Raw genomic sequence first — 21,241 nt, forward strand, 5'->3', positions numbered from 1 at the left:
TGACGCGACGTGACTGTGTATAACTGCCCGCACTTTTCAGACCACGGTGGGCAGCCATGAGAGACCAGGCACTTCTAGACAAGATCGACCTTCACCTGATCCGGGTACTTCATACCGTGCTGACCGACCGCAGCGTTTCGCGAGCCGCCATCCGACTGGGGATGTACCAGCCCGCCGTCTCGGCCGCCCTCAAGCGGCTGCGCGAGCTGTCGGGCGATCCGCTGCTGGTGCGCTCGGGCTCGGGCATGGTCCCCACCGACGCCGGGCTGCGCATGATCGAGCCCGCGGCCGAGATCCTGCGTTCGGCCGAGGTGCTGTTCAGCGATGCGCGCGGCTTCGACCCGCAGACCGCCGCCACCACCTTCCGCATCGCCGCGAGCGACTACCTCGACCCGCAGTTCCTGCCGATGCTGGTGGCGCAGATCAAGAGCCAGGCGCCGCTGTGCCGCATCGAGATCCATGCGCTGTCTTCCGATTCGGACTACCACACGCACCTGTCGCTGGGGCAGTTCGACCTGGTCATCGGCAACTGGCTCAAGCCGCCCGAGGACCTGCACATGGCGCGGCTGTTCGGCGACGAGATCGTCTCGCTGGTCAACAAGGACCATCCCGCGGTGCGCCGCGGCTGGGACCTGGACAGCTGGCTCGCGGCCGAGCACATCGCGCCGACGCCGATGCATCCGGGCGGCCGCGGCATCATCGACCAGATGCTCGACGAGATGGGCCGGCAGCGAAACATCACGGCGCGCTGCGCGCACTTCGGCCTGATCCCCGACATGGTGGCCTCGAGCCTGCTGGTGCTGGTCACGGGCCGCCAGTATTGCGAGCGCTTTCTCGAGCGCCTGCCGGTGGCGATCCTCGACTGCCCGATCGCGCTGCCGCGGCTCATGTACTACCAGCTCTGGCACGAGCGCACCCATTCCTCGAGCTCGGCGCGCTGGCTGCGCGAGCGCATCAAGTCGGTGGCCGCTTCGCTCAGGCCACCGCCCGCCGCGATCGCATCGGCCGGCGCCGTCGCCCCCGCCGACCCGGGATAGGACGCACTTTTTCTCGCGCCGGCGTCGCGAGCTTCGACAGACACGCCACGGACCCCAAAAAATACGGAGACAAGAGACGATGAACCGGACAGAACAGGTGCTCGACCCGCGCGGGCAAGCCGAACCCGCGCGCGGCTGGATCGAGCGCATCTTCAAGCTCAGGGAGCACGGCACCACGGTGCGAACCGAGCTGGTGGCGGGCCTCACCACCTTCCTGACGATGGCCTACATCATCTTCGTCAACCCGTCGATCCTCGGCGACGCGGGCATGCCGAAGGAGGCGGTGTTCGTCGCCACATGCCTGATCGCCGCGCTCGGCACCGGCATCATGGCCTTCTACGCCAACTACCCGATCGCGCTGGCGCCCGGCATGGGGCTCAACGCCTACTTCGCCTACGTCGTGGTGGGCCAGATGGGCTTCACCTGGCAGGCGGCCCTGGGCGCGGTGTTCGTCTCGGGCTGCCTGTTCCTGCTGGTCACGGTCTTCAAGCTGCGCGAGCTGATCATCCGCGGCATCCCGCATTCGATCCGGATCGCGATCACGGTCGGCATCGGCCTGTTCCTCGCGATCATCGCGCTCAAGAGCGCGGGCATCGTGGCGGCATCGCCGGCCACCTTCGTCACGCTCGGCGACCTGCACACGCCGCAGGCCGTGCTCGCGGTGCTGGGCTTCTTCACCATCGTGGTGCTGGACCGCCTCAAGGTGCCCGGCGCAATCCTGATCGGCATCGTGGCGGTCACGGTGGCCTCGTTCTTCTTCGGCGGCAACATCTTCCGCGGCGTGTTCGCGATGCCGCCGTCGATCGCGCCGACCTTCCTGCAGCTCGACATCAAGGCCGCGCTCACGGGCGGCATCCTGAACGTGATCCTGGTGTTCTTCCTGGTCGAGCTGTTCGATGCCACCGGCACGCTGATGGGCGTGGCGCGGCGTGCCGGCCTGCTGGTGCCGGGCAAGATGGACCGGCTCAACAAGGCGCTGCTGGCCGACAGCGGCGCGATCTTCGCGGGCTCGCTGCTCGGCACCTCGAGCACCACGGCCTACGTGGAGAGCGCGGCCGGCGTGCAGGCCGGCGGCCGCACCGGGCTCACGGCGCTCACCGTGGCGGTGCTCTTCCTCGCCGCGCTGGTGATCTCGCCGCTGGCCGGCGCGGTGCCCGCCTATGCCACGGCGCCCGCGCTGCTGTTCGTGGCCTGTTTGATGCTTAGGGAATTGACCGAGCTCGACTGGAACGAAACCACCGAGGTCATTCCGGCCGCGATCACCGCGCTGGTGATGCCCTTCACGTATTCGATCGCCAACGGCCTGGCCTTCGGCTTCATCACCTACGCGGTGCTGAAGCTGTTCACCGGGCGCGCCCGCGAGGTCCACTGGATGGTGTGGCTGATCGGTGGCGTTTTCCTGTTCAAGTTCATTTACATCGGCGGACACTGACGACAATGCGTCGCTAAAAACGAAAAGGCCAGGCACAGGCATGACAATCCAAAGACTCCAGCTCGCGCACATCACCAAGCGCTACCCCGCGGTGGTCGCCAACAGCGATGTGTCGCTCACGGTTGCGCCGGGCGAGACCCACGCGGTGCTCGGCGAGAACGGCGCCGGCAAATCGACCCTGATGAAGATCATCTACGGCTCGGTCAAGCCCGACGAGGGCAGCGTGATGTTCAACGGCCAGCCGGTGAACGTGCGCAATCCGCAGGAGGCCCGTGCGCTCGGCATCAGCATGGTGTTCCAGCACTTCAGCCTGTTCGACACCCTGACCGTGGCCGAGAACGTATGGCTCGGCCTCGACAAGAGTCTGGCGCTGGCAGAGGTGGCGCGCCGGGTCCAGGCCAAGGCGGCGGAGTACGGCCTCGACATCGATCCCCAGCGGCCGGTGCACACGCTGTCGGTGGGCGAGATGCAGCGGGTCGAGATCATCCGCGCGCTGCTGACCGACCCCAAGCTGCTGATCCTCGACGAGCCGACCTCGGTGCTGACGCCGCAGGCAGTGCAGAAGCTGTTCGTGGTGCTCAAGAAGCTGGCTTCCGAGGGCTGCAGCATCCTCTACATCAGCCACAAGCTGCACGAGATCCGCGAGCTGTGCACCGCCTGCACCGTGCTGCGCGGCGGCAAGGTCACGGGCGTTTGCAATCCGCAGCAGGAATCGAACGAATCGCTGTCGCGGCTCATGATCGGCGCCGAACCGCCGCCGCTGCAGCACCGGCCCTCGAAGGTGGGCGGCGTGGCGCTGCGCGTGCAGGGACTGAGCCTGGCGCGCGAGGACCAGTTCGGTGTCGATCTCGAGGGCATCTCGCTCGACGTCCGGGCCGGCGAGGTGGTGGGCATCGCCGGCGTCTCGGGCAACGGTCAGAAGGAACTGCTCTATGCGCTCTCGGGCGAGGACACACGCGCCGAGGCCCGCATGATCGAGGTCTTCGGCGCACCGGCGGCGCACTTCCGGCCGCGGCGCAGGCGCGCGCTGGGCCTGCACTTCGTGCCCGAGGAACGGCTGGGACGCGGCGCCGTGCCGACGCTCGGTCTCGCGCAGAACATGCTGCTCACGCGCAGCAACGCAGTCGGCCGCGGCGGCTGGATTCGCACCGGCGCGCTGCAGCAGCACGCGAGCGAGATCATCCGCCGCTTCAACGTCAAGGCCGGTGGCCCGGGCGCGGCAGCGCGTTCGCTGTCGGGCGGCAACCTGCAGAAATTCATCGTCGGCCGCGAGATCGATGCGAATCCGAAGATCTTCATCGTCTCGCAGCCCACCTGGGGCGTGGACGTCGGCGCGGCGGCACTGATCCGCGGCGAGATCCTCGCGCTGCGCGATGCCGGCTGCGCGGTGCTGGTGGTCAGCGAGGAGCTCGACGAGCTGTTCGAGATCAGCGACCGGCTGCACGTGATCGCCAAGGGACGGCTGTCGCCCTCGATCGACCGCGCCGCGGCGACGGTGCCGCAGATCGGCGAATGGATGAGCGGCCTCTGGGACACTGCCTCCCACGCCGGCCGCGCAAGCCCGGAGGAGGTGGCCCATGCTTAAGCTCGAACCCCGCCCCCAGCTCTCGCGCTTCTGGAGCTACGGCTCGCCGATCCTCGCGCTGCTGATCACGGTGCTGATCGGCATGGCGCTGTTCGCGCTGCTCGGCAAGGACCCGATCAAGGGCCTCGCGGTCTTCTTCTGGGAGCCGATCAAGAGCGGCTACGCGCTCGGCGAGCTGATGGTCAAGGCGACGCCGCTGCTGATCATCGCGCTCGGCCTTGCGGTGTGCTTCCGCTCCAACGTCTGGAACATCGGCGCCGAAGGGCAGTTCGTGTTCGGCGCCATCGCGGCCGGCGGCGTCGCGCTCCTGGCCGACAAGTCGACCGGCGGCTGGATCGTGGGCGCGATCCTGGTCGCGGGCGTGCTGGGCGGCATGGTCTGGGCCGGCATCGTGGCCTTCCTGCGCGACAAGTTCAATGCCAACGAGATCCTCGTGAGCCTGATGCTGGTCTACGTGGCAGTGCTGCTGCTGGGCTACATGGTCTACGGCCCATGGAAGGACCCGCAGGGCTACAACTTCCCGCAGACCAAGACCTTCGATGCGGTGACGCAGATCCCGCGGCTCATCAAGGGTTCGCGCGTGAGCATCGGCCTCTTGATCGCGCTGGCCGGCTCGGCGGCGCTGTGGGTGTTCCTGTTCCGCACGCGCGCCGGCTTTGCCCAGCAGGTGGGCGGCCTGGCGCCGGCAGCCGCCCGCTACGCGGGCTTCTCGGCCCGGCGCGCGGTGTGGATCGCGCTGCTCACCTCGGGCGGCGCCGCCGGCCTCGCGGGGGCGCTCGAGGTCGCAGGCCCGATCGGCCAGCTCACGCCCTACGTGCCCGCCGGCTACGGCTTCGCCGCGATCATCGTGGCCTTCGTCGGCCGGCTGCATCCGGTCGGCATGATCTTCTCGGCCATCCTCATGAGCATGTTCTACATCGGCGGCGAACTGGCCCAGTCGCGGCTCGGTCTGCCCAAGTCGCTGACCGGCGTGTTCCAGGGCCTGCTGCTGTTCACGCTGCTGGCCTGCGACACGCTGATCGCCTATCGCATCAAGCGCAAGTCGGCGGTGAAGACCGCTGCGGCGGCGTCTTCTTCCGGCACCGGCTCACTTCAAGCGAGTACCCCACTCACCGCACCGGTGGCCCGTCCCACCGAAGGAGCCGCATGACCATGAACCCCCACGCTCATCACTTCGTGTATTCGCTGCCCCCCGAGGGGGCGCATGCCTCCCTAGCGGCGGCCCGTCGGGAGGCATGATGGAAAGCTACGCACTTCTGCTCGGCTCCACGCTGAGCGCCGGCACGGTCCTCGCCATCGCGGCGCTGGGCCTCCTGATCAACGAGAAGGCCGGCATCGTGAACCTCGGGGCCGAGGGCATGATGCTGTGCGCCGCGATCGCGGGGTTCGCCACCGTCGTGGTCACGCGCAACGCCTGGCTCGGCTTCCTGGCCGGCATGCTGGCCGGGGCGCTGCTCGCGGCCTTCTTCGGCGTGCTCGTGATCTGGCTCAACACCAACCAGTACGCGACCGGGCTCGCGCTGAGCCTGTTCGGCGTCGGCTTCTCGGCCTTCGTGGGCATCAACTTCGTGCAGGCCAAGCTGCCCGAGAGCATCTCGTACGCGCTGCCGGTGCTGGGCGACATCCCGCTGCTGGGCCCGGCGCTGTTCCGCCACCATCCGATGGTCTATTTCGCGGTCGTGCTCACGATCGGGCTGATCTGGTTCCTGTACCGCACGCGCTCCGGCCTGGTGCTGCGCTCCGTCGGCGAATCGCCCGAGTCCTCGCATGCGCTGGGCTATCCGGTGCGGCGCATCCGCTTCCTGGCGGTGATCGCGGGCGGCGCGCTATGCGGACTCTCGGGCGCCTACCTGTCGACGGTGTACACGCCGCTGTGGGTCGAGGGGATGGTGGCGGGCCGCGGCTGGATCGCGCTGGCCCTGACCACCTTCGCGACCTGGCGGCCGGTGCGGGTGCTGCTGGGCGCCTACCTGTTCGGCGGCGTCTCGATGCTGGGCTTCCACCTGCAGAGCACCGGTGTCAACATCCCGAGCCAGTTCCTGAGCATGCTGACCTACATCGCGCCGATCGTGGTGCTGGCCCTGATCTCGCGCAACCCGGCATTCATCCGCGTGAACATGCCGGCTTCTATCGGAAAACCGTTCTACCCCGGCTCATAATCTCGCGTTTCGTTTTGTTTCTCCGCCAACCTGTCCTTCGAGGATTCCAAACAATGATCGATCTGAACAAGCGTTCCCTGCTCAAGCTCGCCGCCCTGACCACCGTGGCTTCGGCCGCGCTCATCGGTTGCGGCAAGAAGGAAGAGGCGGCTGCCCCGGCCGCTGCGCCCGCAGCCCCGGCGCCCGCTGCCGCCGCACCGGCTCCGGCCGCGCCGCTCAACATCGCCTTCGCCTACGTCGGCCCGGTGGGCGACGGCGGCTGGTCCTTCGCGCACGACAACGCCCGCAAGGCGATCGAGAAGGAATTCGGCGACAAGATCAAGACCACCTTCGTCGAGAGCGTGCCCGAGAGCGCCGACGCCGAGCGCGTGTTCCGCGACATGGTGGGCCAGGGCAACAAGCTGATCTTCGGCACCACCTTCGGCTACATGGAGCCGATGCTCAAGGTCGCGGCCGACAACAAGGACGTGAAGTTCGAGCACGCCACCGGCTACAAGACGGCCGACAACATGCGCACCTACGACAGCCGCACCTACGAGGGTGCCTACATGGCCGGCGTGATCGCGGGCGCGATGACCAAGAGCAACACGCTCGGCGTAGTCGGCTCGGTGCCGATCCCCGAGGTGCTGCGCAACATCAACAGCTTCACGCTGGGCGCGCAGTCGGTCAACCCGAAGGTCACGACCAAGGTGGTGTGGGTCAACGAATGGTTCAGCCCGCCCAAGGAAACCGAGGCCGCCACGGCCCTGATCAACGGCGGCGCCGACGTGCTGTTCCAGAACACCGATTCCCCGGCCGTGCTCAAGACCGCGCAGGAAAAGGGCAAGCGCGCCTTCGGCTGGGATTCCGACATGACCGCCTACGGTCCCAAGGCCCACCTGGGCTCGGCCATCATCAACTGGACCCCGTACTACACCAAGGCCACGCAGGACATGCTGGACGGCAAGTGGGCCACGGGCCAGACCTGGTGGGGCGTCAAGGAAGGCGCGATCGACCTGGTGTCGATGGCCGAGGACATTCCGGCCGAGACCAAGGCCAAGGTCGAAGAGATCAAGAAGGGCCTGAAGGACGGCAGCTTCTCGATCTGGAAGGGCCCGATCGTCGACCAGGAAGGCAAGGAAGTGGTCGCGGCCGGTGCCGTGGCCGACGACAAGTTCCTCTCCGGCGTCAACTTCTACGTCAAGGGCGTCGAAGGCAAGGTGCCGGGCGGCGACAAGAAGTAAGCCGCGCTCCGGATATATTCCGGCGCAAAGGGTTGCCCCCGGGCAACCCTTTTTCGTTTGGGGCCCCACGATGATCGAAAGACAACTCTGGCACCCGGTGGTGCTGGCCGAGGAAGTCGCGGCGACGCCGCTGCCGGCGCGCCTGCTGGGCGAGAACCTGGTGCTGTGGCGCGACGAGGCCGCCCGGGTGCATGCCTGGGCCGACCGCTGCCCGCACCGCGGCGCGCAGCTCTCGCTCGGGCGCGTCGTCGACTGCAATGGCGCGAAGGCGCTCGAATGCCCGTATCACGGCTGGCGCTTCGAGGCCGGTGGCCGCTGCACCCATGTGCCCGCGCTGCCGGGCTTCGTGCCACCGGCCACGCACCGGGCCGTGGCGCACGAGGCGGTCGAGGCGCAGGGGCTGGTCTGGGTCCGGCTCGAGCCGCCGGCCGAGGCTGCCGCGCCGAGTGCGCTGCCGGCCTTTTCGGCCGAGGACGATGCGCGCATGCGCAAGATCAGCTGCGGCCCGTACGAGGTCGAGACCAGCGCGCCGCGGCTGGTCGAGAACTTCCTCGACATGGCGCACTTCGGCTTCGTGCACGAAGGCTGGCTTGGCGCGCGCCAGATGGCCGTGATCGACGACTACCGCGTCGAGGCCACGCCGGAGGGCCTGCGCGCCACCGGCTGCAAGGCCTGGCAGCCGCGCTCGACCGTTCATTCCACCGCGCCCGCGCAGGTCGAATACGCCTACGAGGTCACGGCGCCCTATGCGGCGGTGCTGACCAAGGTGCCCGAAGCCGCGAGCGTGGGCGGTGTCGATGGCTACCGTGAATCGATCGCGCTGCAGATCTGCCCGGTCGACCCGGAACGCTCGCGCGTCTGGTTCCGCTTCGCGACCTCGGACTTCGAGCGCGACGAGGCCTCGGTGCGCGCCTTCCAGGACACGATCTTCCTGCAGGACCGGCCGGTGCTCGAATCGCAGCGCCCCAGGGCGCTGCCGCTCGACCTGCGTGCCGAACTCCATACCGTGGCCGACAAGGCCTCGTCGACCTACCGCCGCCACCTCAGAATGCGTGGCATCACCTTCGGAGTCTGCTGATGACTACACCACCCACCTTGCCGGAGATCGCGCCCGAGCGGCTGCCGGCGCTGCTGCGCGCCATGCCCAAGGCCGAGCTTCACATCCACATCGAAGGCTCGCTCGAGCCCGAGCTGATCTTCGCGCTGGCGCAGCGCAACGGCGTCGCCATTCCCTATGCGAGCGTCGAGGACCTGCGCGCCGCCTATGCCTTCACCAACCTGCAGACCTTCCTCGACATCTACTACGCGGGCGCCAGCGTGCTGCTGAAGGAGCAGGACTTCTACGACATGGCCTGGGCCTACCTCGAACGCGCAGCGGCCGACAACGTGGTGCGCACCGAGATGTTCTTCGATCCGCAGACCCACACCGAGCGCGGCGTCGCGATGCAGACCGTGATCGACGGCCTGCATCGCGCCTGTGTCGATGCCAAGGCCAGGCTGGGCGTGGATGCCGAGCTGATCCTGTGCTTCCTGCGGCACCTGAGCGAAGAGGACGCCTTCGCCACCCTCGAACAGGCGCTGCCGTTTCGCGACAGCTTCATCGGCGTCGGCCTCGACTCGAGCGAACTCGGCCATCCGCCCGAGAAGTTCGCGCGCGTGTTCGCACGTTGCCGCGAACTGGGCTTCCACCTGGTCGCGCATGCGGGCGAGGAGGGCCCGCCGGCCTACGTGTGGAGCGCACTCGACGTGCTCAAGGTCGAGCGCATCGACCACGGCGTGCAAAGCACGAAGGACGCCGCCCTCATGAAGCGGCTCGCGCAGGACCGCATCCCGCTGACCGTCTGCCCGCTGTCCAATCTCAAGCTCTGCGTGTTCCCGGACCTGGCGCAGCACAACCTGCGCGCGCTGCTCGACGCCGGCCTGGTCGCCACCGTGAACTCGGACGATCCGGCCTACTTCGGCGGCTACATGAACCAGAACTTCACCGAGACCTTCGCCGCCACCGGGCTCAGCGCGCGGCATGCGTGGCAGCTGGCGGCCAACAGCTTCGAGGGCAGCTTCGCCGATGCCGCTGCCAAGCGCGCCTACATGGACCGTCTGAACGCCGCCTTCGCCACCTTCGCCTGAAGGCGGGCCGCCGGCATGCCGAATTCCTCGTTTCTCAGGGCGGCATTCGCAATGCACGGCGCGCGCCGGAGCCGGCAGCTGGTGTGGGTCGCGCTGGCCGCTCTCGTCGCCCTGCTGGCGGGCTGCGCGCAGTTGCCGCCGGTACGGCCCGACGCGCCTTCGTCGGCGATCCAGCCTGGCGCGCAGACCCGGCTGGGCGCCATCGCACGCGACTCGCTGCCCGCAGGCGACGCCGCCGTCATCTCGGGCTTCCGGCTGCTGCCCGAGGGCGGCACCGCCTTCAATGCGCGCATCGCGCTGACGCGCAATGCGCAGCAGTCCGTCGACGCGATGTACTACCTGATCGCCAGCGACCGCGTCGGCCTGCAGTTCCTGCGCGAGCTGCGCGACGCCGCCGCGCGCGGCGTGCGCGTGCGGCTTATCGTCGACGACATCTATGCCGGCGGGGAAGACCCGTTGCTGGCCGGCCTGGCCGCCTTCCCGAACGTCGAGGTGCGGCTGTTCAATCCGCTGCCCTCGCGCTCGTCCTCGCTGGTCTGGCGGGTGCTGCGCTCGGCCGACGATTTCGAACGCATCAACCGCCGCATGCACAACAAGCTCTTCGTGGCCGACAACGCAGTCTCGGTGTCGGGCGGGCGGAACATGGCGAATCCCTATTTCATGCAGAGCAGGGAGGCCAATTTCATCGATCTCGACGTGCTGTCCACGGGCGCCGTGGTGCCGAAGCTCTCGGCCGTCTTCGACAGCTTCTGGAACAGCCCGCAGGTGCGGCCGGTCGACCAACTGGCGGCACCGGCGTCGGCGGCCGAGCGGCGCGCGCGCTTCGATGCACTGGTGGCCCAGGCCGGCGAACCGGTCACCGAGAGGCCACGTGACATCCTCGGTGCGGTGCCGGTGGCGCAGCAGCTCGCGGCCGGGCGCCTGGTGCAGACGATCGCGACCGCGCGCGTCTTCGCGGACAGCCCGGCCAAGGCACTGGGCTTCACGCCCGCGGTGGCCGAGGTCAGCGTCAACCACCAGACCATGGCGCTGTTCGCCGAGGCGCGGGAACAGGTGCGGATCGTGTCGCCGTACTTCATCCCAGGCGAACGCGGCATGGCGATGATGCGCAAGGCCGGCGCGACGCAGGCCAACGGCCGCATCGTGCTGGTCACCAATTCGCTCGGTTCCACCGACGAACCGCTGGCCTATGCCGAATACGCGAAGTACCGCAAGGCCATGCTCGAGGCCGGCGTGCAGATCTTCGAGCTGGGCCCCGAGCTGAGCCGCATGACCGATGACCTGGGCGGGGCCTTCCACCAGTCGATCAGCCGGCTGCACGCCAAGGTGGCGGTGATCGACGAGCGCCTGGTCTTCATCGGGTCGATGAACCTCGATGGCCGCTCGGCGCTCGAGAACACCGAGATCGGCGTGGTCATCGACAGCCACGAGATCGCCTACACGGTCGCCGACCTGCTGGGGCAGCGGCTCGCGGCCGGCGCCTATCGGCTGCGGCTGTCGCCCGAGGGAAATCACACCGAATGGATCGCGACCGAAGCCGACGGCAGCCAGAAGATCCACCGCGTGGAGCCCGGCGACGACTGGCGCTACCGGCTGCAGTTCTGGCTGCTGCTGCCGCTGGTCAACCAGGACCTTTTCTGAGCCTCCGGGCCCTTCGGTAAAATGCGGGCCGGCGCCGCTGCCCCGCGGCGCCTCTTTCATTCCGGGGCCATGTAGAGGACTACCATGTATAAAAACCTCGCTGCCGCGCTCGCGGCCGCCTGTTTCTTCACGCCGACTTTTTCCCAGACTTCCCCGACTGCGCCGGCTCCGGCCGATCCGCTCCAGGTCGGCTTCGTGTACGTCTCGCCGGTCACCGACGCCGGCTGGACGCGCCAGCACGACGACGGCCGCAAGGCGGTCGAGGCCGCGCTCGGCGCCAAGGTCAAGACCACGTTCGTCGAGAACGTCGCCGAGGGTGCCGACGCAGAGCGCGTGATCCGCGACCTGGCACGGCAGGGCCATCGGCTCATCTTCACTTCCAGCTTCGGCTACATGGAGCCCACGCTGAAGGTCGCGCGCGACTTCCCGGACGTGAAGTTCGAGTCGATCACCGGCTACAAGACCGCGCCCAACGTGGCGATCGCCAACGCGCGCTACTACGAGGGCCGCTACCTGGCAGGCGTGGCGGCCGGCCGGATGTCCAAGACCCATGTCGCCGGCTACGTCGCCGGCTTCCCGATCCCCGAGGTGCTGCAGGGCATCAACGCCTTCACGCTGGGCATGCGCTCGGTCGATCCGAAGGCGCAGGTCAAGGTGGTCTGGCTCGACGTCTGGTTCGATCCGTCGAAGGAGCGCGAGGCTGCGATGGCCCTGTTCAACCAGGACGTCGACGTGATCGCCTTCCACACCGGCTCGACCGCCGTCATGGCGGCGGCGCAGGAACGCGGCAAGCTGGCCGTGGCCTACCACTCCGACATGCGCAAGGTGGCGCCCGACGCCCAGATCGCCGCGGTCACGCACCAGTGGGGCGGCTACTACACGCAGCGCGCCCGCGCGGTGCTCGACGGCAGCTGGAAGAGCGGCAGCGTCTGGGGCGGCGTCAAGGAGGGAATGATCCGGGTCGGCGACTTCGGCTCCAAGGTGCCGAAGGCGGTTCAGGACGAGGTGATGGCGCGCCAGCAGGACATCGCGGCAGGCCGGCTCAAGCCCTTCGCCGCGGTTGCTGCCGACGTGCGCGACAACGAGGGCCGGGTCGTGATCGCCAAGGGCCAGGGCCTGACCGACGAGCAGATCCTCAACATGAACTGGCTGGTCGACGGCGTGCAGGGCAAGGTGGCGCGCCGCGCGCCCTGACGCGCATCAGATCGACTGGCCGCCCGAGACCTCGATGCGCTGGCCCGTGACCCAGCGGTTGTCGGGCGCCAGCAGCATCGAGATCGCGCCGCCGATGTCGTCGGGCAGGCCCACCCGGCCGAGCGCGGTCTGCGCGGCGATCTGGCGGTTCATCTGTGCGTTGTCGCGCACGGCACCGCCGCCGAAGTCGGTCTCGACGGCGCCGGGCGCCACCGTGTTGACCGCGATGCCGCGCGGCCCCAGCTCCTTCGCGAGATAGCGCGTCAGCACCTCGATGCCGCCCTTCATGGCCGCATAGGCCGCAAAGCCGGGCAGCGTGAAGCGCGCCAGCCCCGTTGAGATGTTGACGATGCGGCCGCCATCCTCGATCAGCGGCAGCAGGCGCTGGGTCAGGAAGAACGGGCCCTTGAGGTGCGTCGCGACCAGCATGTCGAACTGCTCCTCCGTGGTCTCGGCGAAGGCCGCGTGCACGCCGACGCCCGCGTTGTTGACGAGGTAGTCGAAGCGTTCGCGCTGCCACGTGGCGGCGAGGCCCTCGCGCAGTCGCCCGGCAAAGTCCTCGAAACCCGCGCTGACTGCGACGTCGAGTCGAAGCGCGAGCGCGCGCCGGCCCATGGCCTCGGCGGCGGCCACCACTTCCTGCGCCTGCGCGGCCTGGTCGCGGTAGGTGATGACGAGGTCGACACCGCGTTCCGCGAGGTGCAGTGCGGTGGCCTTGCCGAGGCCGCGGCTGGCGCCGGTGACGAGGGCGATCGGGGTGGTGGCGTGAGGGGCGAAGGTCATGTCGGGCGGTCCTAGAGGGGAGGGAAGACCTGACTTTATTGCTGCATCGGACGGAAATAAATGAGATCATCAATAATCAATTATTTGGTCGAGAGTAATAATTGGTCATGGATCTCGACCTGCTCCGCATCTATGCGCGTGTCGCCACGCTGTCGAGTTTTGTGCGTGCCGCCGAGCAACTGGGCCTGACACCCGCGCGCGTCACGACCGGCGTGCAGCAACTCGAGACGCAGCTCGGCACCCGGCTGCTCCACCGCACCACGCGCAGCGTGCGCATGACGCCCGACGGCGAACAGTTCCTGCAGGCCTGCCAGGGCCTGCTGGCCGACGCCGAGGAACTCGCTTCCATGTTCGAGCGAACGCCGACCAGCCTGCGCGGCCGTCTGCGCGTGGACATGCCCAACGGCATCGCGCAGCTGGCCGTGATCCCGCGCCTGCCCGAGTTCTTCGCCGCGCACCCGCAGGTGGCGCTCGAGCTCAGCACCACCGACCGCCGAGTCGATCTGGTGCACGAGGGCTTCGACTGCGTGCTGCGCGTGGGCCGGCTCGGCGATTCCGAACTGGTCGCGCGGCCGCTCGGCACGATGGCGCTCGTCAATGCAGCCAGCCCTGCCTACCTGGAGCGATGCGGTGTACCGAAGGTGCTGGCCGACCTGGATCGCCACTGGATCGTCAACTATGCGCAGGCGCTCGGCGTCTCGCCGCTGGGCTGGGAATACCACGACGGCAAGCGGTGGCAGCTGCGGCCGATGGCGTCGCTGGTCACCGTGACCAACACCGATGCCTACAAGGCGGCCTGCATCGCGGGCCTGGGGCTGATCCAGTCGCCACGCCTGGGGCTGCGGGATGCACTGGCCGATGGCCGGCTGGTCGAGGTCATGCCCGAACTGCCGGGCGAGCCGATGCCGGTGTCGCTGGTCTATGCGAACCGGCGCCACCAGCCCAAGCGCGTCCTGGCCTTCATGGACTGGGTGGCCGGGGTGCTTCAGCCCTGGCTGCAGGCCTGATCCGGGCCTGTGCCTAGCGGGGCTGGCCGCCGCGCCGTTCCAGCGCGAGGGCGTAGGCCGCCACGTAGGCGGCGGCCATGCGGGACGGCGTGTAATGGGCCGCGTTCTCGAGGCCCAGGCGGCGCATTTCTTCCAGGCGCGGCGCGGCTTCCTCGATGGCCTGCGCCATCGCGACCGGGTCGCGGGCGTCGACATAGACCGCACCTTCGCCGCCGATTTCGTTCATCGGCGCGAAATTCGAGGTGAACACCGGACAGCCGCTGGCCTGGGCTTCGATCACCGGCCAGCCGAAGCCTTCCTGGAGCGAAGGAAAGAGCAGTGCGGTCGCGCCGCCGTAGACCGCGCGCAGCTCGGCGTGCGAAATGCCCTCCAGCGCCACGATGCGATCTGCGACGCCGTGCTTGCGGGCGGCGTCGAGCATCTCGCCTTCGGGCGGCGGGCCGACGAAGACCAGCCGCTCCATCACCGGCGCCCGTCCGGCCGCGGCGGCCCGCGCCTGGAGCGCGATGAAGGCATCGAGCACGCGCTCGCGGTTCTTGCGTGGATGCTGCATGCCCACGTGGAGCAGGTAGGACCCGGCCGGAACGCCGAGCCTGGCGAGGATGCTCGTCCGTTCCTGCGCAGGCATCGGCGCGAAATCGTCGTTGAGCCCGTTGTGGGCGCTGGTCACGCGCGACGGCTCGACGAGATTCAGCGCAAGCAGTTCGCGCCGCGTCAGCTCGGAGACGCAGGCCACGATGTCGGCATGCCCCAGGCCGCGCGCGATCAGCCGCTGGAACACGCGCCCCGTGAAGCCCACTTGCCAGCCTTCGGCATGGCCCTTCGCGGCCTGGATCGCGATCACGTCGTGGCAGGTCGCGACATTGGGCTTGCTCTCGATCCACGGGATGTACATGCCGTTCGAGTGGTCGGTCACGTGCACCACGTCGGCCCATCGCGCCGCGCGCCGGAGCGCGGGAATGAACAGGATGAACTTGTCGACGTAGCCGAACCACTTGCGCCAGCGCGCCGAGGGCGCGAAGCGCAGCACGCGTTCGGCCGGGGCGACCACGCGAACCTCGCAACCCTGGTGCGGCAACTCGCGTTCGAGCACGCGCCGGAAGGCGAGCATGCTGTTCTGCTGGTCGGGCACGTAGTTGGTGACGAGAAGCACTTTCATCGGTGGCGGGCGGGCCTGGCGGTGGCGCAGCGGTTCTTCATTCGGCGGGGTGGTGGAGTGGCGTCGGCGGATTATCGGGGTCGCCGGTCGCGCTGCCGGCACCCACGGCGCCGGCCGTCGCCAGCGTCCGTGACATATAGCCCTCATACGGGCACGCACATTGCGTCGCAGCCGGGCTGCCTTACCCTCGGTGCCATGCAAGCCTACCGCGCCTCCCTTCTGCGATTCGACGACGCCGGCCAGCCGGTCTACGACACCGACGGCCTGCTGGTGGTCGGGCCGGATGCCGACGGCCGGCAGCGCGTGCAGGACGCCGGCGCCCATGCCGAGGTGGCGGCCCGCCATCCGCATGTGGCGGTCACGCACCTGCCCGGACGCATCCTGGCACCGGGTTTCGTCGACATGCACATCCACTTCCCGCAGACGGACATCATCGGCGCGCCCGCCGAGGGGCTCCTGCCCTGGCTCGAGAACTACACCTTCCCTGCGGAGAGCCGCTTTGCCGATCCGGCCCATTCGGCCTCGGTGGCCGAGTTCTTCCTCGACGAGATGCTGCGCAACGGGGTGACGACCTCGCTCACCTTCGCGACCTCGCATCCGCAGTCGGTCGATGCCTTTTTCGAGGCGGCCCGACGCCGCCGGCTGCGCATGATCAGCGGCAAGGTGCTGCAGGACCGCCATTCGCCCGACGGCGTGCGCGATGAGACCGAGCAGAGCCTGGCCGACACCGAATCGCTGATCCGCCGCTGGCACAACCACGATCGCCTGGGCTATGCGATCACGCCGCGCTTCGCGCCCACCAGCACCGATGCGCAGCTGCGCGGGGCCGGCGAGCTGGCGGCGAAGTACCCCGACACCTGGATCCACTCGCACGTGGCGGAGAACCGCGACGAGGTCAAATGGGCGCGCGAACTGTTCCCGCAGGCGCGTTCCTATCTCGATGTCTACGCCGGCTTCGGCCTGATGCGCGAGCGCGCGGTCTATGCCCACTGCATCTGGCTCGACGATGCCGACCGGCAGCTGATGCAGCAGACTGGCACCGCCGCCGCCGTCAGCCCGACCAGCAACCTGTTCCTCGGCAGCGGCTTCTTCGACTTCGAGGGCGCCGATCGCATCGGCAACCGCTACGGCCTGGCCAGCGACGTCGGCGGCGGCACCAGCTTCAGCCCCTTCGCGACCATGATGGCGGCCTACTACGTGGGCCGCGAGGGGCAGACCAAGAAGGGCGTCAGCATCGCGCCGTCGCAGCTGTGGTGGCGCCACACGGGCGGCGCCGCGCGCGCGCTCGGCCTCGACGGCGTGATCGGCAACCTGCAGCCGGGCTGCGAGGCGGATTTCCTGGTGATCGACCCGAAGGCCACGCCGCTGCTGGCGCGCAAGACCGCACTCGCGAACAACCTCGAGGAACTGCTGTTCTCGCTGATCGTGCTGGGCGACGACCGCCTGATCGAGCGTACGGTCATCTCCCAGCAGGCCGGTGCCGCCTGAGCCGGACGGGCGTCGCTTCTAGAATGGCGGCCCCAGCAAGGACCTGAAATGAGCATCAAGAGCGACAAGTGGATCCGGCGCATGGCCGAGAAGAACGGCATGATCGAGCCCTTCGAGCCGGGCCAGATCCGCGAACAGGACGGCCACAAGATCATCAGCTACGGCACCTCGAGCTACGGCTACGACATCCGCTGCGCGCCAGAGTTCAAGGTCTTCACGAACATCCACAGCACGGTGGTCGATCCGAAGAACTTCGACGAGAAGAGCTTCGTCGACTTCCATGGCGACAGCTGCATCATCCCGCCCAACAGCTTCGCGCTGGCGCGCACGGTCGAGTACTTCCGCATCCCGCGCAACGTGCTGACCATCTGCCTGGGCAAGAGCACCTACGCGCGCTGCGGCATCATCGTCAACGTGACTCCCTTCGAGCCCGAATGGGAAGGGTACGTGACGCTCGAGTTCAGCAACACCACGCCGCTGCCGGCCAAGATCTACGCCGGCGAGGGCTGTGCGCAGGTGCTGTTCTTCGAGAGCGACGAGGTCTGCGAGGTCAGCTACAAGGACCGCGGCGGCAAGTACCAGGGCCAGCGCGGCGTCACGCTTCCCAAAGCCTGAGGCGCGGCTTCGGCGCGGTCCTACAGCGTCTCGGGCGCGCCACGGCCTGCGCACCGGCAGGGCCGCCGGCAACATTTCGTTCCATCCCGCGTGCTTCGGCGCGGGCCCAAGGAGCGAGAACATGACGACGCCGATCTTCGACAGCGCACCCGAGACCAGTCCACTGCGGTGGCTGTTGATCGCCACTCTGGCCGCCATCGCGTTGGCCTTGAGCGTATCGATGGCCCTGGTGACGCAATCGCAGGTGCGCAAGGCCGAGGCGCACTACGCCGCGGAACGCACCGCCGCTGCCAGTGCCGCGCCGGCGCCGTCGTCGAAGGCTGCGTCGGTCACGCCGACGGCGCAGCGCGCCACGGCTGGCGGTGTCATGAACGTGGGCTACCTGGTGAACCGTTGACCGCGTACCATTCCGCGACGGCTGCCCATCGGGTGGCGAGGAGCGAGCCATGAGGTGGGAAGGCAACGAGCAGTCCGACAACGTCGAGGACCGCCGCAACGGCGGTGGCAGGGGCATCGGCCTCCCGATCGGGGGCCGCAGCGTCGGCATCGGCACGGTCGCGGTGGCGCTGATCGCGGGCTGGATCTTCGGCATCAACCCGCTCACCATGCTCGGCATGCTGGCCGGCGGAGGCGGCGATCCGTCACCACAGGTGCAGCAGGGTCCGGCACCCAAGCCGCCGCCGGAAGACCGAGAGGCGGCCTTCGTCTCGACCGTGCTCAAGAACACCGAGGTGGTCTGGACCGATGTCTTCCGGCAGAACGGCAGCACCTACCAGCCCTCGCGCCTGGTGCTCTTCCGCGGCGCCACGCCGACCGCCTGCGGCACCGGCCAGTCGGCCATGGGGCCCTTCTATTGCCCGGGCGACCAGAAGGTCTACATCGACCTCGGCTTCTTCGACACCTTGAAGAACCAGCTCGGCGCGCCCGGCGTGTTCGCCCAGGCCTATGTGATCGCCCACGAGATCGGCCATCACGTGCAGGACCAGCTCGGCATCACCGGCAAGGTCGACCAGATGCGCGGGCGCCTGAGCCAGGCCCAGAACAATGCGCTGAGCGTGCGCGTCGAGCTGCAGGCCGACTGCCTGGCCGGCGTCTGGGCCCATCACTCGCAGCAATCGAAGCAGTGGCTGGACCCGGGCGACATCGAGGCCGCGATGAACGCGGCCCAGAAGATCGGCGACGACGCACTGCAGCGTTCGGCCGGCCGCGCCGTGGTGCCCGACAGCTTCACGCACGGCACCAGCGCCCAGCGCCAGCGCTGGTTCGGCGCCGGCTTCAAGTCGGGCAACATGCGCGACTGCGACACCTTCGCGGCCAAGACGCTGTAGCCGGAAACCCGCCCGCCGGGGAGCCGAAGGGCCCCGGCGTGGGCGCGGAAATCCCTCGTCACGGGCCTGTCATGGCCGATTTTCGCCAAAGTGCGACAATCGAGGGCTTCATGACAAGCTCCTTCTCCAATCTTTCCCTGTCCGAACCTCTCGCGCGCGCCGTAGCCGAAATGGGCTACGAGACCATGACGCCGATCCAGGAACAGGCCATTCCGGTGGTTCTTTCGGGCCAGGACGTGATGGGTGCGGCGCAGACCGGCACCGGCAAGACCGCGGCCTTCTCGCTGCCGCTGCTGCAGCGCATGCTCAAGCACGAGAACAGCTCGACCTCCCCGGCGCGCCATCCGGTGCGGGCGCTGGTGCTGCTGCCCACGCGCGAGCTGGCCGACCAGGTCGCGCAGCAGGTCAAGCTCTACGCCAAGTACACCAACCTGCGCAGCGCGGTGGTGTTCGGCGGCATCGACATGAAGCCGCAGACGCTCGAACTCAAGAAGGGCGTCGAGGTGCTGGTTGCCACGCCGGGCCGCCTGCTCGACCACATCGAGGCCAAGAACGCGGTGCTCAACCAGGTCGAGTACGTGGTGCTCGACGAAGCCGACCGCATGCTCGACATCGGCTTCCTGCCCGACCTGCAGCGCATCCTGTCCTACCTGCCCAAGCAGCGCACCACGTTGCTGTTCTCTGCCACCTTCTCGCCCGAGATCAAGCGGCTGGCCGGCAGCTACCTGCAGAACCCGGTGACGATCGAGGTCGCGCGGCCCAACGAGACCGCCTCCACGGTCGAGCAGCGCTTCTTCAGCGTCAGCGACGACGACAAGCGGCGCGCGCTCAAGCAGATCATCCGCCAACGCGGCATCACGCAGGCCTTCGTCTTCGTCAACAGCAAGCTCGGCTGTGCGCGGCTCGCGCGCTCGCTCGAGCGCGAAGGCCTCAAGACCACCGCGCTGCACGGCGACAAGAGCCAGGACGAGCGCCTCAAGGCGCTGGCCGCCTTCAAGGCCGGCGAGGTCGACCTGCTGGTGGCGACCGACGTCGCGGCGCGCGGCCTCGACATCAAGGACGTGCCCGCGGTCTTCAACTTCGACATCCCGTTCAATGCCGAGGACTACGTGCACCGCATCGGCCGCACCGGCCGCGCCGGTGCCTCGGGCCTGGCGGTGAGCTTCGCGAGCGGCGGCAACGACGTCCGACTCGTGGCCGACATCGAGAAGCTGATCAAGAAGAAGATCGAGCTCGAGGCGATCGAGTTCGACGAAGACCGCCCGCGCGGCCGCATCAACGACGGTCGCCGCCACTGGCGCGAAGAGGGAGAGGCCGGCGATGCACGCGACGTGCTCGACACGCTCGACCGTCCGCGCGAGCGCAGCAGCACCGAATCGCGCCCGGTTCGCAGCACGCGGCCGCACCGCGCGCCCGCGGCATCGCGCGACCCCTTCTTCGAGCAGCCTTACGAGGCACCGGTCGAGCGCGAGGCCACGCCGGCCTGGGAATCCGCCGCCAAGGCCGCGCCGGCGCGCGGCATCTCGGCCAACATCAAGACCAAGCGCAAGGTGGCAGCCCTGTTCAAGGCCACCACCCCCGCTGCGCCCAGCACCGAGACCTCGTCGAACTGACGATCAGCCGGGTCGCTGCGCCTGCGGGCAGTCGACCTGGATCAGTTCGCGCTGCTGCAGCGTGGCGCCGATGCGCACCGCGCTGAGGCAGCCGCCCCAGACGCAGCCGGTATCGGTCGACAGCAGATCGGGCCGCGACAGCCAGCCCAGCGTCGACCAGTGGCCGAAGGCCACCGAGGCGGCCGCGGTGCGCCGGCCCGGCACGTCGAACCACGGCATGAAGCCCGCGGGCGGGGCGCCTGCGCTGTCCTTGGTGTCGAACTCCATCACGCCCTCGGCCGAGCAGAAGCGCAGCCGGGTCAGCGCGTTGACGATGACGCGAAGCCGGGCGCTGCCCGTGAGCGCATCGCTCCATTGCGCGGGCTCGTCGCCGTACATCGTCTGAAGGAAATCGCCCAGCGCGGGCCCGCGAAGCACCGACTCGACTTCGTCCGCGCGCGCCCGCACGTCGCCCACGCTCCATTGCGGCAGTACGCCCGCATGCACCATCAGCAGGTCGGCGCCGGCCACGCTGCGATGCAGTGCCATGTGCTGGTGGCGCAGCCAGTCGAGCATGGCCGCGGCATCGGGCGCATCGAGGACGGCCGCCATCGTGTCCTTGCGTCCGCGCCTGCGCACGCCGTGCGCGACCCCGAGCAGGTGCAGGTCGTGGTTGCCGAGCAGGCTGCTCGCGGACGCGCCCAGCCGTTGCACGCGGCGCAGCACGGCGGCCGACGCCGGACCGCGATTGACGAGGTCGCCGAGCAGCACGAGCGTGTCGCGGCTGGCCGAGAAGTCGATGCGGTCGAGCAGACGGCCCAGGGGTTCGTCGCAGCCCTGCACGTCGCCGATCAAGTAAAGTGCCATGTTC

19 protein-coding genes are annotated in these 21,241 nt (G+C 68.7%); 16 read left to right on the forward strand and 3 right to left on the reverse strand.

Annotated features, from left to right (window positions below):
* Positions 1-56 precede the first annotated feature (56 nt).
* From QTH87_RS04130 to QTH87_RS04175, 10 genes are all read left to right on the forward strand, one after another.
* The gene (locus QTH87_RS04130; protein WP_286607110.1) at positions 57-1,037 is read left to right on the forward strand and encodes a LysR family transcriptional regulator; all 981 of its coding nucleotides are present in this window, start codon (positions 57-59) and stop codon (positions 1,035-1,037) included.
* A gap of 79 nt (positions 1,038-1,116) precedes the next feature.
* Entirely contained in the window at positions 1,117-2,469 is a 1,353-nt protein-coding gene (locus tag QTH87_RS04135; protein ID WP_286607112.1) for an NCS2 family permease, read from the forward strand.
* Between the two features lie 40 nt (positions 2,470-2,509).
* Positions 2,510-4,054: an ABC transporter ATP-binding protein gene (locus tag QTH87_RS04140; RefSeq protein WP_286607114.1), complete on the forward strand. Its 1,545-nt coding sequence runs from the start codon at positions 2,510-2,512 to the stop codon at positions 4,052-4,054.
* The gene (locus tag QTH87_RS04145; protein ID WP_286607117.1) at positions 4,047-5,204 is read left to right on the forward strand and encodes an ABC transporter permease; all 1,158 of its coding nucleotides are present in this window, start codon (positions 4,047-4,049) and stop codon (positions 5,202-5,204) included. Before QTH87_RS04140 ends, QTH87_RS04145 begins: the two co-directional genes overlap by 8 nt.
* An 88-nt stretch (positions 5,205-5,292) precedes the next feature.
* Entirely contained in the window at positions 5,293-6,213 is a 921-nt protein-coding gene (locus QTH87_RS04150; protein ID WP_286607119.1) for an ABC transporter permease, read from the forward strand.
* Between the two features lie 53 nt (positions 6,214-6,266).
* On the forward strand, positions 6,267-7,436 hold the full coding sequence (locus tag QTH87_RS04155; RefSeq protein WP_286607121.1) for a BMP family ABC transporter substrate-binding protein: 1,170 nt from the start codon (positions 6,267-6,269) through the stop codon (positions 7,434-7,436).
* A gap of 70 nt (positions 7,437-7,506) precedes the next feature.
* Complete coding sequence (locus tag QTH87_RS04160) at positions 7,507-8,514, forward strand: Rieske 2Fe-2S domain-containing protein (protein WP_286607124.1); 1,008 nt, start codon at positions 7,507-7,509, stop codon at positions 8,512-8,514.
* Complete coding sequence (locus QTH87_RS04165) at positions 8,514-9,563, forward strand: adenosine deaminase (RefSeq protein ID WP_286607125.1); 1,050 nt, start codon at positions 8,514-8,516, stop codon at positions 9,561-9,563. Before QTH87_RS04160 ends, QTH87_RS04165 begins: the two co-directional genes overlap by 1 nt.
* A 15-nt stretch (positions 9,564-9,578) precedes the next feature.
* On the forward strand, positions 9,579-11,204 hold the full coding sequence (locus QTH87_RS04170) for a phospholipase D-like domain-containing protein (RefSeq protein ID WP_286607127.1): 1,626 nt from the start codon (positions 9,579-9,581) through the stop codon (positions 11,202-11,204).
* 84 nt (positions 11,205-11,288) lie between these two features.
* Positions 11,289-12,398 carry a BMP family ABC transporter substrate-binding protein gene (locus QTH87_RS04175; RefSeq protein WP_286607129.1) on the forward strand — a complete coding sequence of 370 codons (1,110 nt, stop codon included), beginning with the start codon at positions 11,289-11,291 and terminating at the stop codon, positions 12,396-12,398.
* A 6-nt stretch (positions 12,399-12,404) separates the two neighbouring features.
* Here the strand turns inward: QTH87_RS04175 and QTH87_RS04180 are convergent, their stop codons facing one another.
* A complete protein-coding gene (locus tag QTH87_RS04180) occupies positions 12,405-13,181 on the reverse strand; it encodes an SDR family NAD(P)-dependent oxidoreductase (RefSeq protein ID WP_286607130.1) in 777 nt (258 codons plus the stop codon).
* A 107-nt stretch (positions 13,182-13,288) separates the two neighbouring features.
* On the opposite strand from QTH87_RS04180, the gene QTH87_RS04185 reads away from it, so the two are divergent.
* Positions 13,289-14,188 carry a LysR family transcriptional regulator gene (locus QTH87_RS04185; RefSeq protein ID WP_286607132.1) on the forward strand — a complete coding sequence of 300 codons (900 nt, stop codon included), beginning with the start codon at positions 13,289-13,291 and terminating at the stop codon, positions 14,186-14,188.
* A gap of 13 nt (positions 14,189-14,201) precedes the next feature.
* On the opposite strand, the gene QTH87_RS04190 is transcribed toward QTH87_RS04185, so the two are convergent.
* A complete protein-coding gene (locus tag QTH87_RS04190) occupies positions 14,202-15,347 on the reverse strand; it encodes a glycosyltransferase family 4 protein (RefSeq protein ID WP_286607134.1) in 1,146 nt (381 codons plus the stop codon).
* A 195-nt stretch (positions 15,348-15,542) separates the two neighbouring features.
* Between QTH87_RS04190 and guaD the strand changes: the two genes are divergently transcribed.
* The 5 genes from guaD to QTH87_RS04215 all read left to right on the forward strand — a co-directional run bounded on the left by guaD (position 15,543) and on the right by QTH87_RS04215 (position 20,391).
* On the forward strand, positions 15,543-16,835 hold the full coding sequence (guaD, locus tag QTH87_RS04195) for a guanine deaminase (protein WP_286607136.1): 1,293 nt from the start codon (positions 15,543-15,545) through the stop codon (positions 16,833-16,835).
* A 48-nt stretch (positions 16,836-16,883) separates the two neighbouring features.
* On the forward strand, positions 16,884-17,450 hold the full coding sequence (gene dcd / locus QTH87_RS04200) for a dCTP deaminase (protein ID WP_286371529.1): 567 nt from the start codon (positions 16,884-16,886) through the stop codon (positions 17,448-17,450).
* 121 nt (positions 17,451-17,571) lie between these two features.
* Positions 17,572-17,847 (forward strand): hypothetical protein, encoded by a 276-nt coding sequence (locus QTH87_RS04205; RefSeq protein ID WP_286607139.1) that lies wholly within the window; start codon positions 17,572-17,574, stop codon positions 17,845-17,847.
* 49 nt (positions 17,848-17,896) lie between these two features.
* Positions 17,897-18,778, forward strand: coding sequence for a KPN_02809 family neutral zinc metallopeptidase (ypfJ, locus tag QTH87_RS04210; protein ID WP_286607140.1), 882 nt, complete (start codon positions 17,897-17,899; stop codon positions 18,776-18,778).
* A 110-nt stretch (positions 18,779-18,888) separates the two neighbouring features.
* On the forward strand, positions 18,889-20,391 hold the full coding sequence (locus QTH87_RS04215) for a DEAD/DEAH box helicase (RefSeq protein WP_286607142.1): 1,503 nt from the start codon (positions 18,889-18,891) through the stop codon (positions 20,389-20,391).
* Positions 20,392-20,394: 3 nt separating this feature from the next.
* Here the strand turns inward: QTH87_RS04215 and QTH87_RS04220 are convergent, their stop codons facing one another.
* The gene (locus tag QTH87_RS04220; RefSeq protein ID WP_286607144.1) at positions 20,395-21,237 is read right to left on the reverse strand and encodes a symmetrical bis(5'-nucleosyl)-tetraphosphatase; all 843 of its coding nucleotides are present in this window, start codon (positions 21,235-21,237) and stop codon (positions 20,395-20,397) included.
* Positions 21,238-21,241 lie beyond the last annotated feature (4 nt).

Source organism: Variovorax jilinensis (genome assembly GCF_030316885.1).
GTDB lineage: Bacteria > Pseudomonadota > Gammaproteobacteria > Burkholderiales > Burkholderiaceae_C > Variovorax > Variovorax jilinensis.

Bases quoted from the DNA above. Each gene is read 5' to 3' on its own strand.
- QTH87_RS04130 (WP_286607110.1), top strand. From the start codon at position 57: ATGAGAGACCAGGCACTTCTAGACAAGATCGACCTTCACCTGATCCGG.
- QTH87_RS04135 (WP_286607112.1), top strand. From the start codon at position 1,117: ATGAACCGGACAGAACAGGTGCTCGACCCGCGCGGGCAAGCCGAACCC.
- QTH87_RS04140 (WP_286607114.1), top strand. From the start codon at position 2,510: ATGACAATCCAAAGACTCCAGCTCGCGCACATCACCAAGCGCTACCCC.
- QTH87_RS04145 (WP_286607117.1), top strand. From the start codon at position 4,047: ATGCTTAAGCTCGAACCCCGCCCCCAGCTCTCGCGCTTCTGGAGCTAC.
- QTH87_RS04150 (WP_286607119.1), top strand. From the start codon at position 5,293: ATGGAAAGCTACGCACTTCTGCTCGGCTCCACGCTGAGCGCCGGCACG.
- QTH87_RS04155 (WP_286607121.1), top strand. From the start codon at position 6,267: ATGATCGATCTGAACAAGCGTTCCCTGCTCAAGCTCGCCGCCCTGACC.
- QTH87_RS04160 (WP_286607124.1), top strand. From the start codon at position 7,507: ATGATCGAAAGACAACTCTGGCACCCGGTGGTGCTGGCCGAGGAAGTC.
- QTH87_RS04165 (WP_286607125.1), top strand. From the start codon at position 8,514: ATGACTACACCACCCACCTTGCCGGAGATCGCGCCCGAGCGGCTGCCG.
- QTH87_RS04170 (WP_286607127.1), top strand. From the start codon at position 9,579: ATGCCGAATTCCTCGTTTCTCAGGGCGGCATTCGCAATGCACGGCGCG.
- QTH87_RS04175 (WP_286607129.1), top strand. From the start codon at position 11,289: ATGTATAAAAACCTCGCTGCCGCGCTCGCGGCCGCCTGTTTCTTCACG.
- QTH87_RS04180 (WP_286607130.1), bottom strand. From the start codon at position 13,181: ATGACCTTCGCCCCTCACGCCACCACCCCGATCGCCCTCGTCACCGGC.
- QTH87_RS04185 (WP_286607132.1), top strand. From the start codon at position 13,289: ATGGATCTCGACCTGCTCCGCATCTATGCGCGTGTCGCCACGCTGTCG.
- QTH87_RS04190 (WP_286607134.1), bottom strand. From the start codon at position 15,347: ATGAAAGTGCTTCTCGTCACCAACTACGTGCCCGACCAGCAGAACAGC.
- guaD (WP_286607136.1), top strand. From the start codon at position 15,543: ATGCAAGCCTACCGCGCCTCCCTTCTGCGATTCGACGACGCCGGCCAG.
- dcd (WP_286371529.1), top strand. From the start codon at position 16,884: ATGAGCATCAAGAGCGACAAGTGGATCCGGCGCATGGCCGAGAAGAAC.
- QTH87_RS04205 (WP_286607139.1), top strand. From the start codon at position 17,572: ATGACGACGCCGATCTTCGACAGCGCACCCGAGACCAGTCCACTGCGG.
- ypfJ (WP_286607140.1), top strand. From the start codon at position 17,897: ATGAGGTGGGAAGGCAACGAGCAGTCCGACAACGTCGAGGACCGCCGC.
- QTH87_RS04215 (WP_286607142.1), top strand. From the start codon at position 18,889: ATGACAAGCTCCTTCTCCAATCTTTCCCTGTCCGAACCTCTCGCGCGC.
- QTH87_RS04220 (WP_286607144.1), bottom strand. From the start codon at position 21,237: ATGGCACTTTACTTGATCGGCGACGTGCAGGGCTGCGACGAACCCCTG.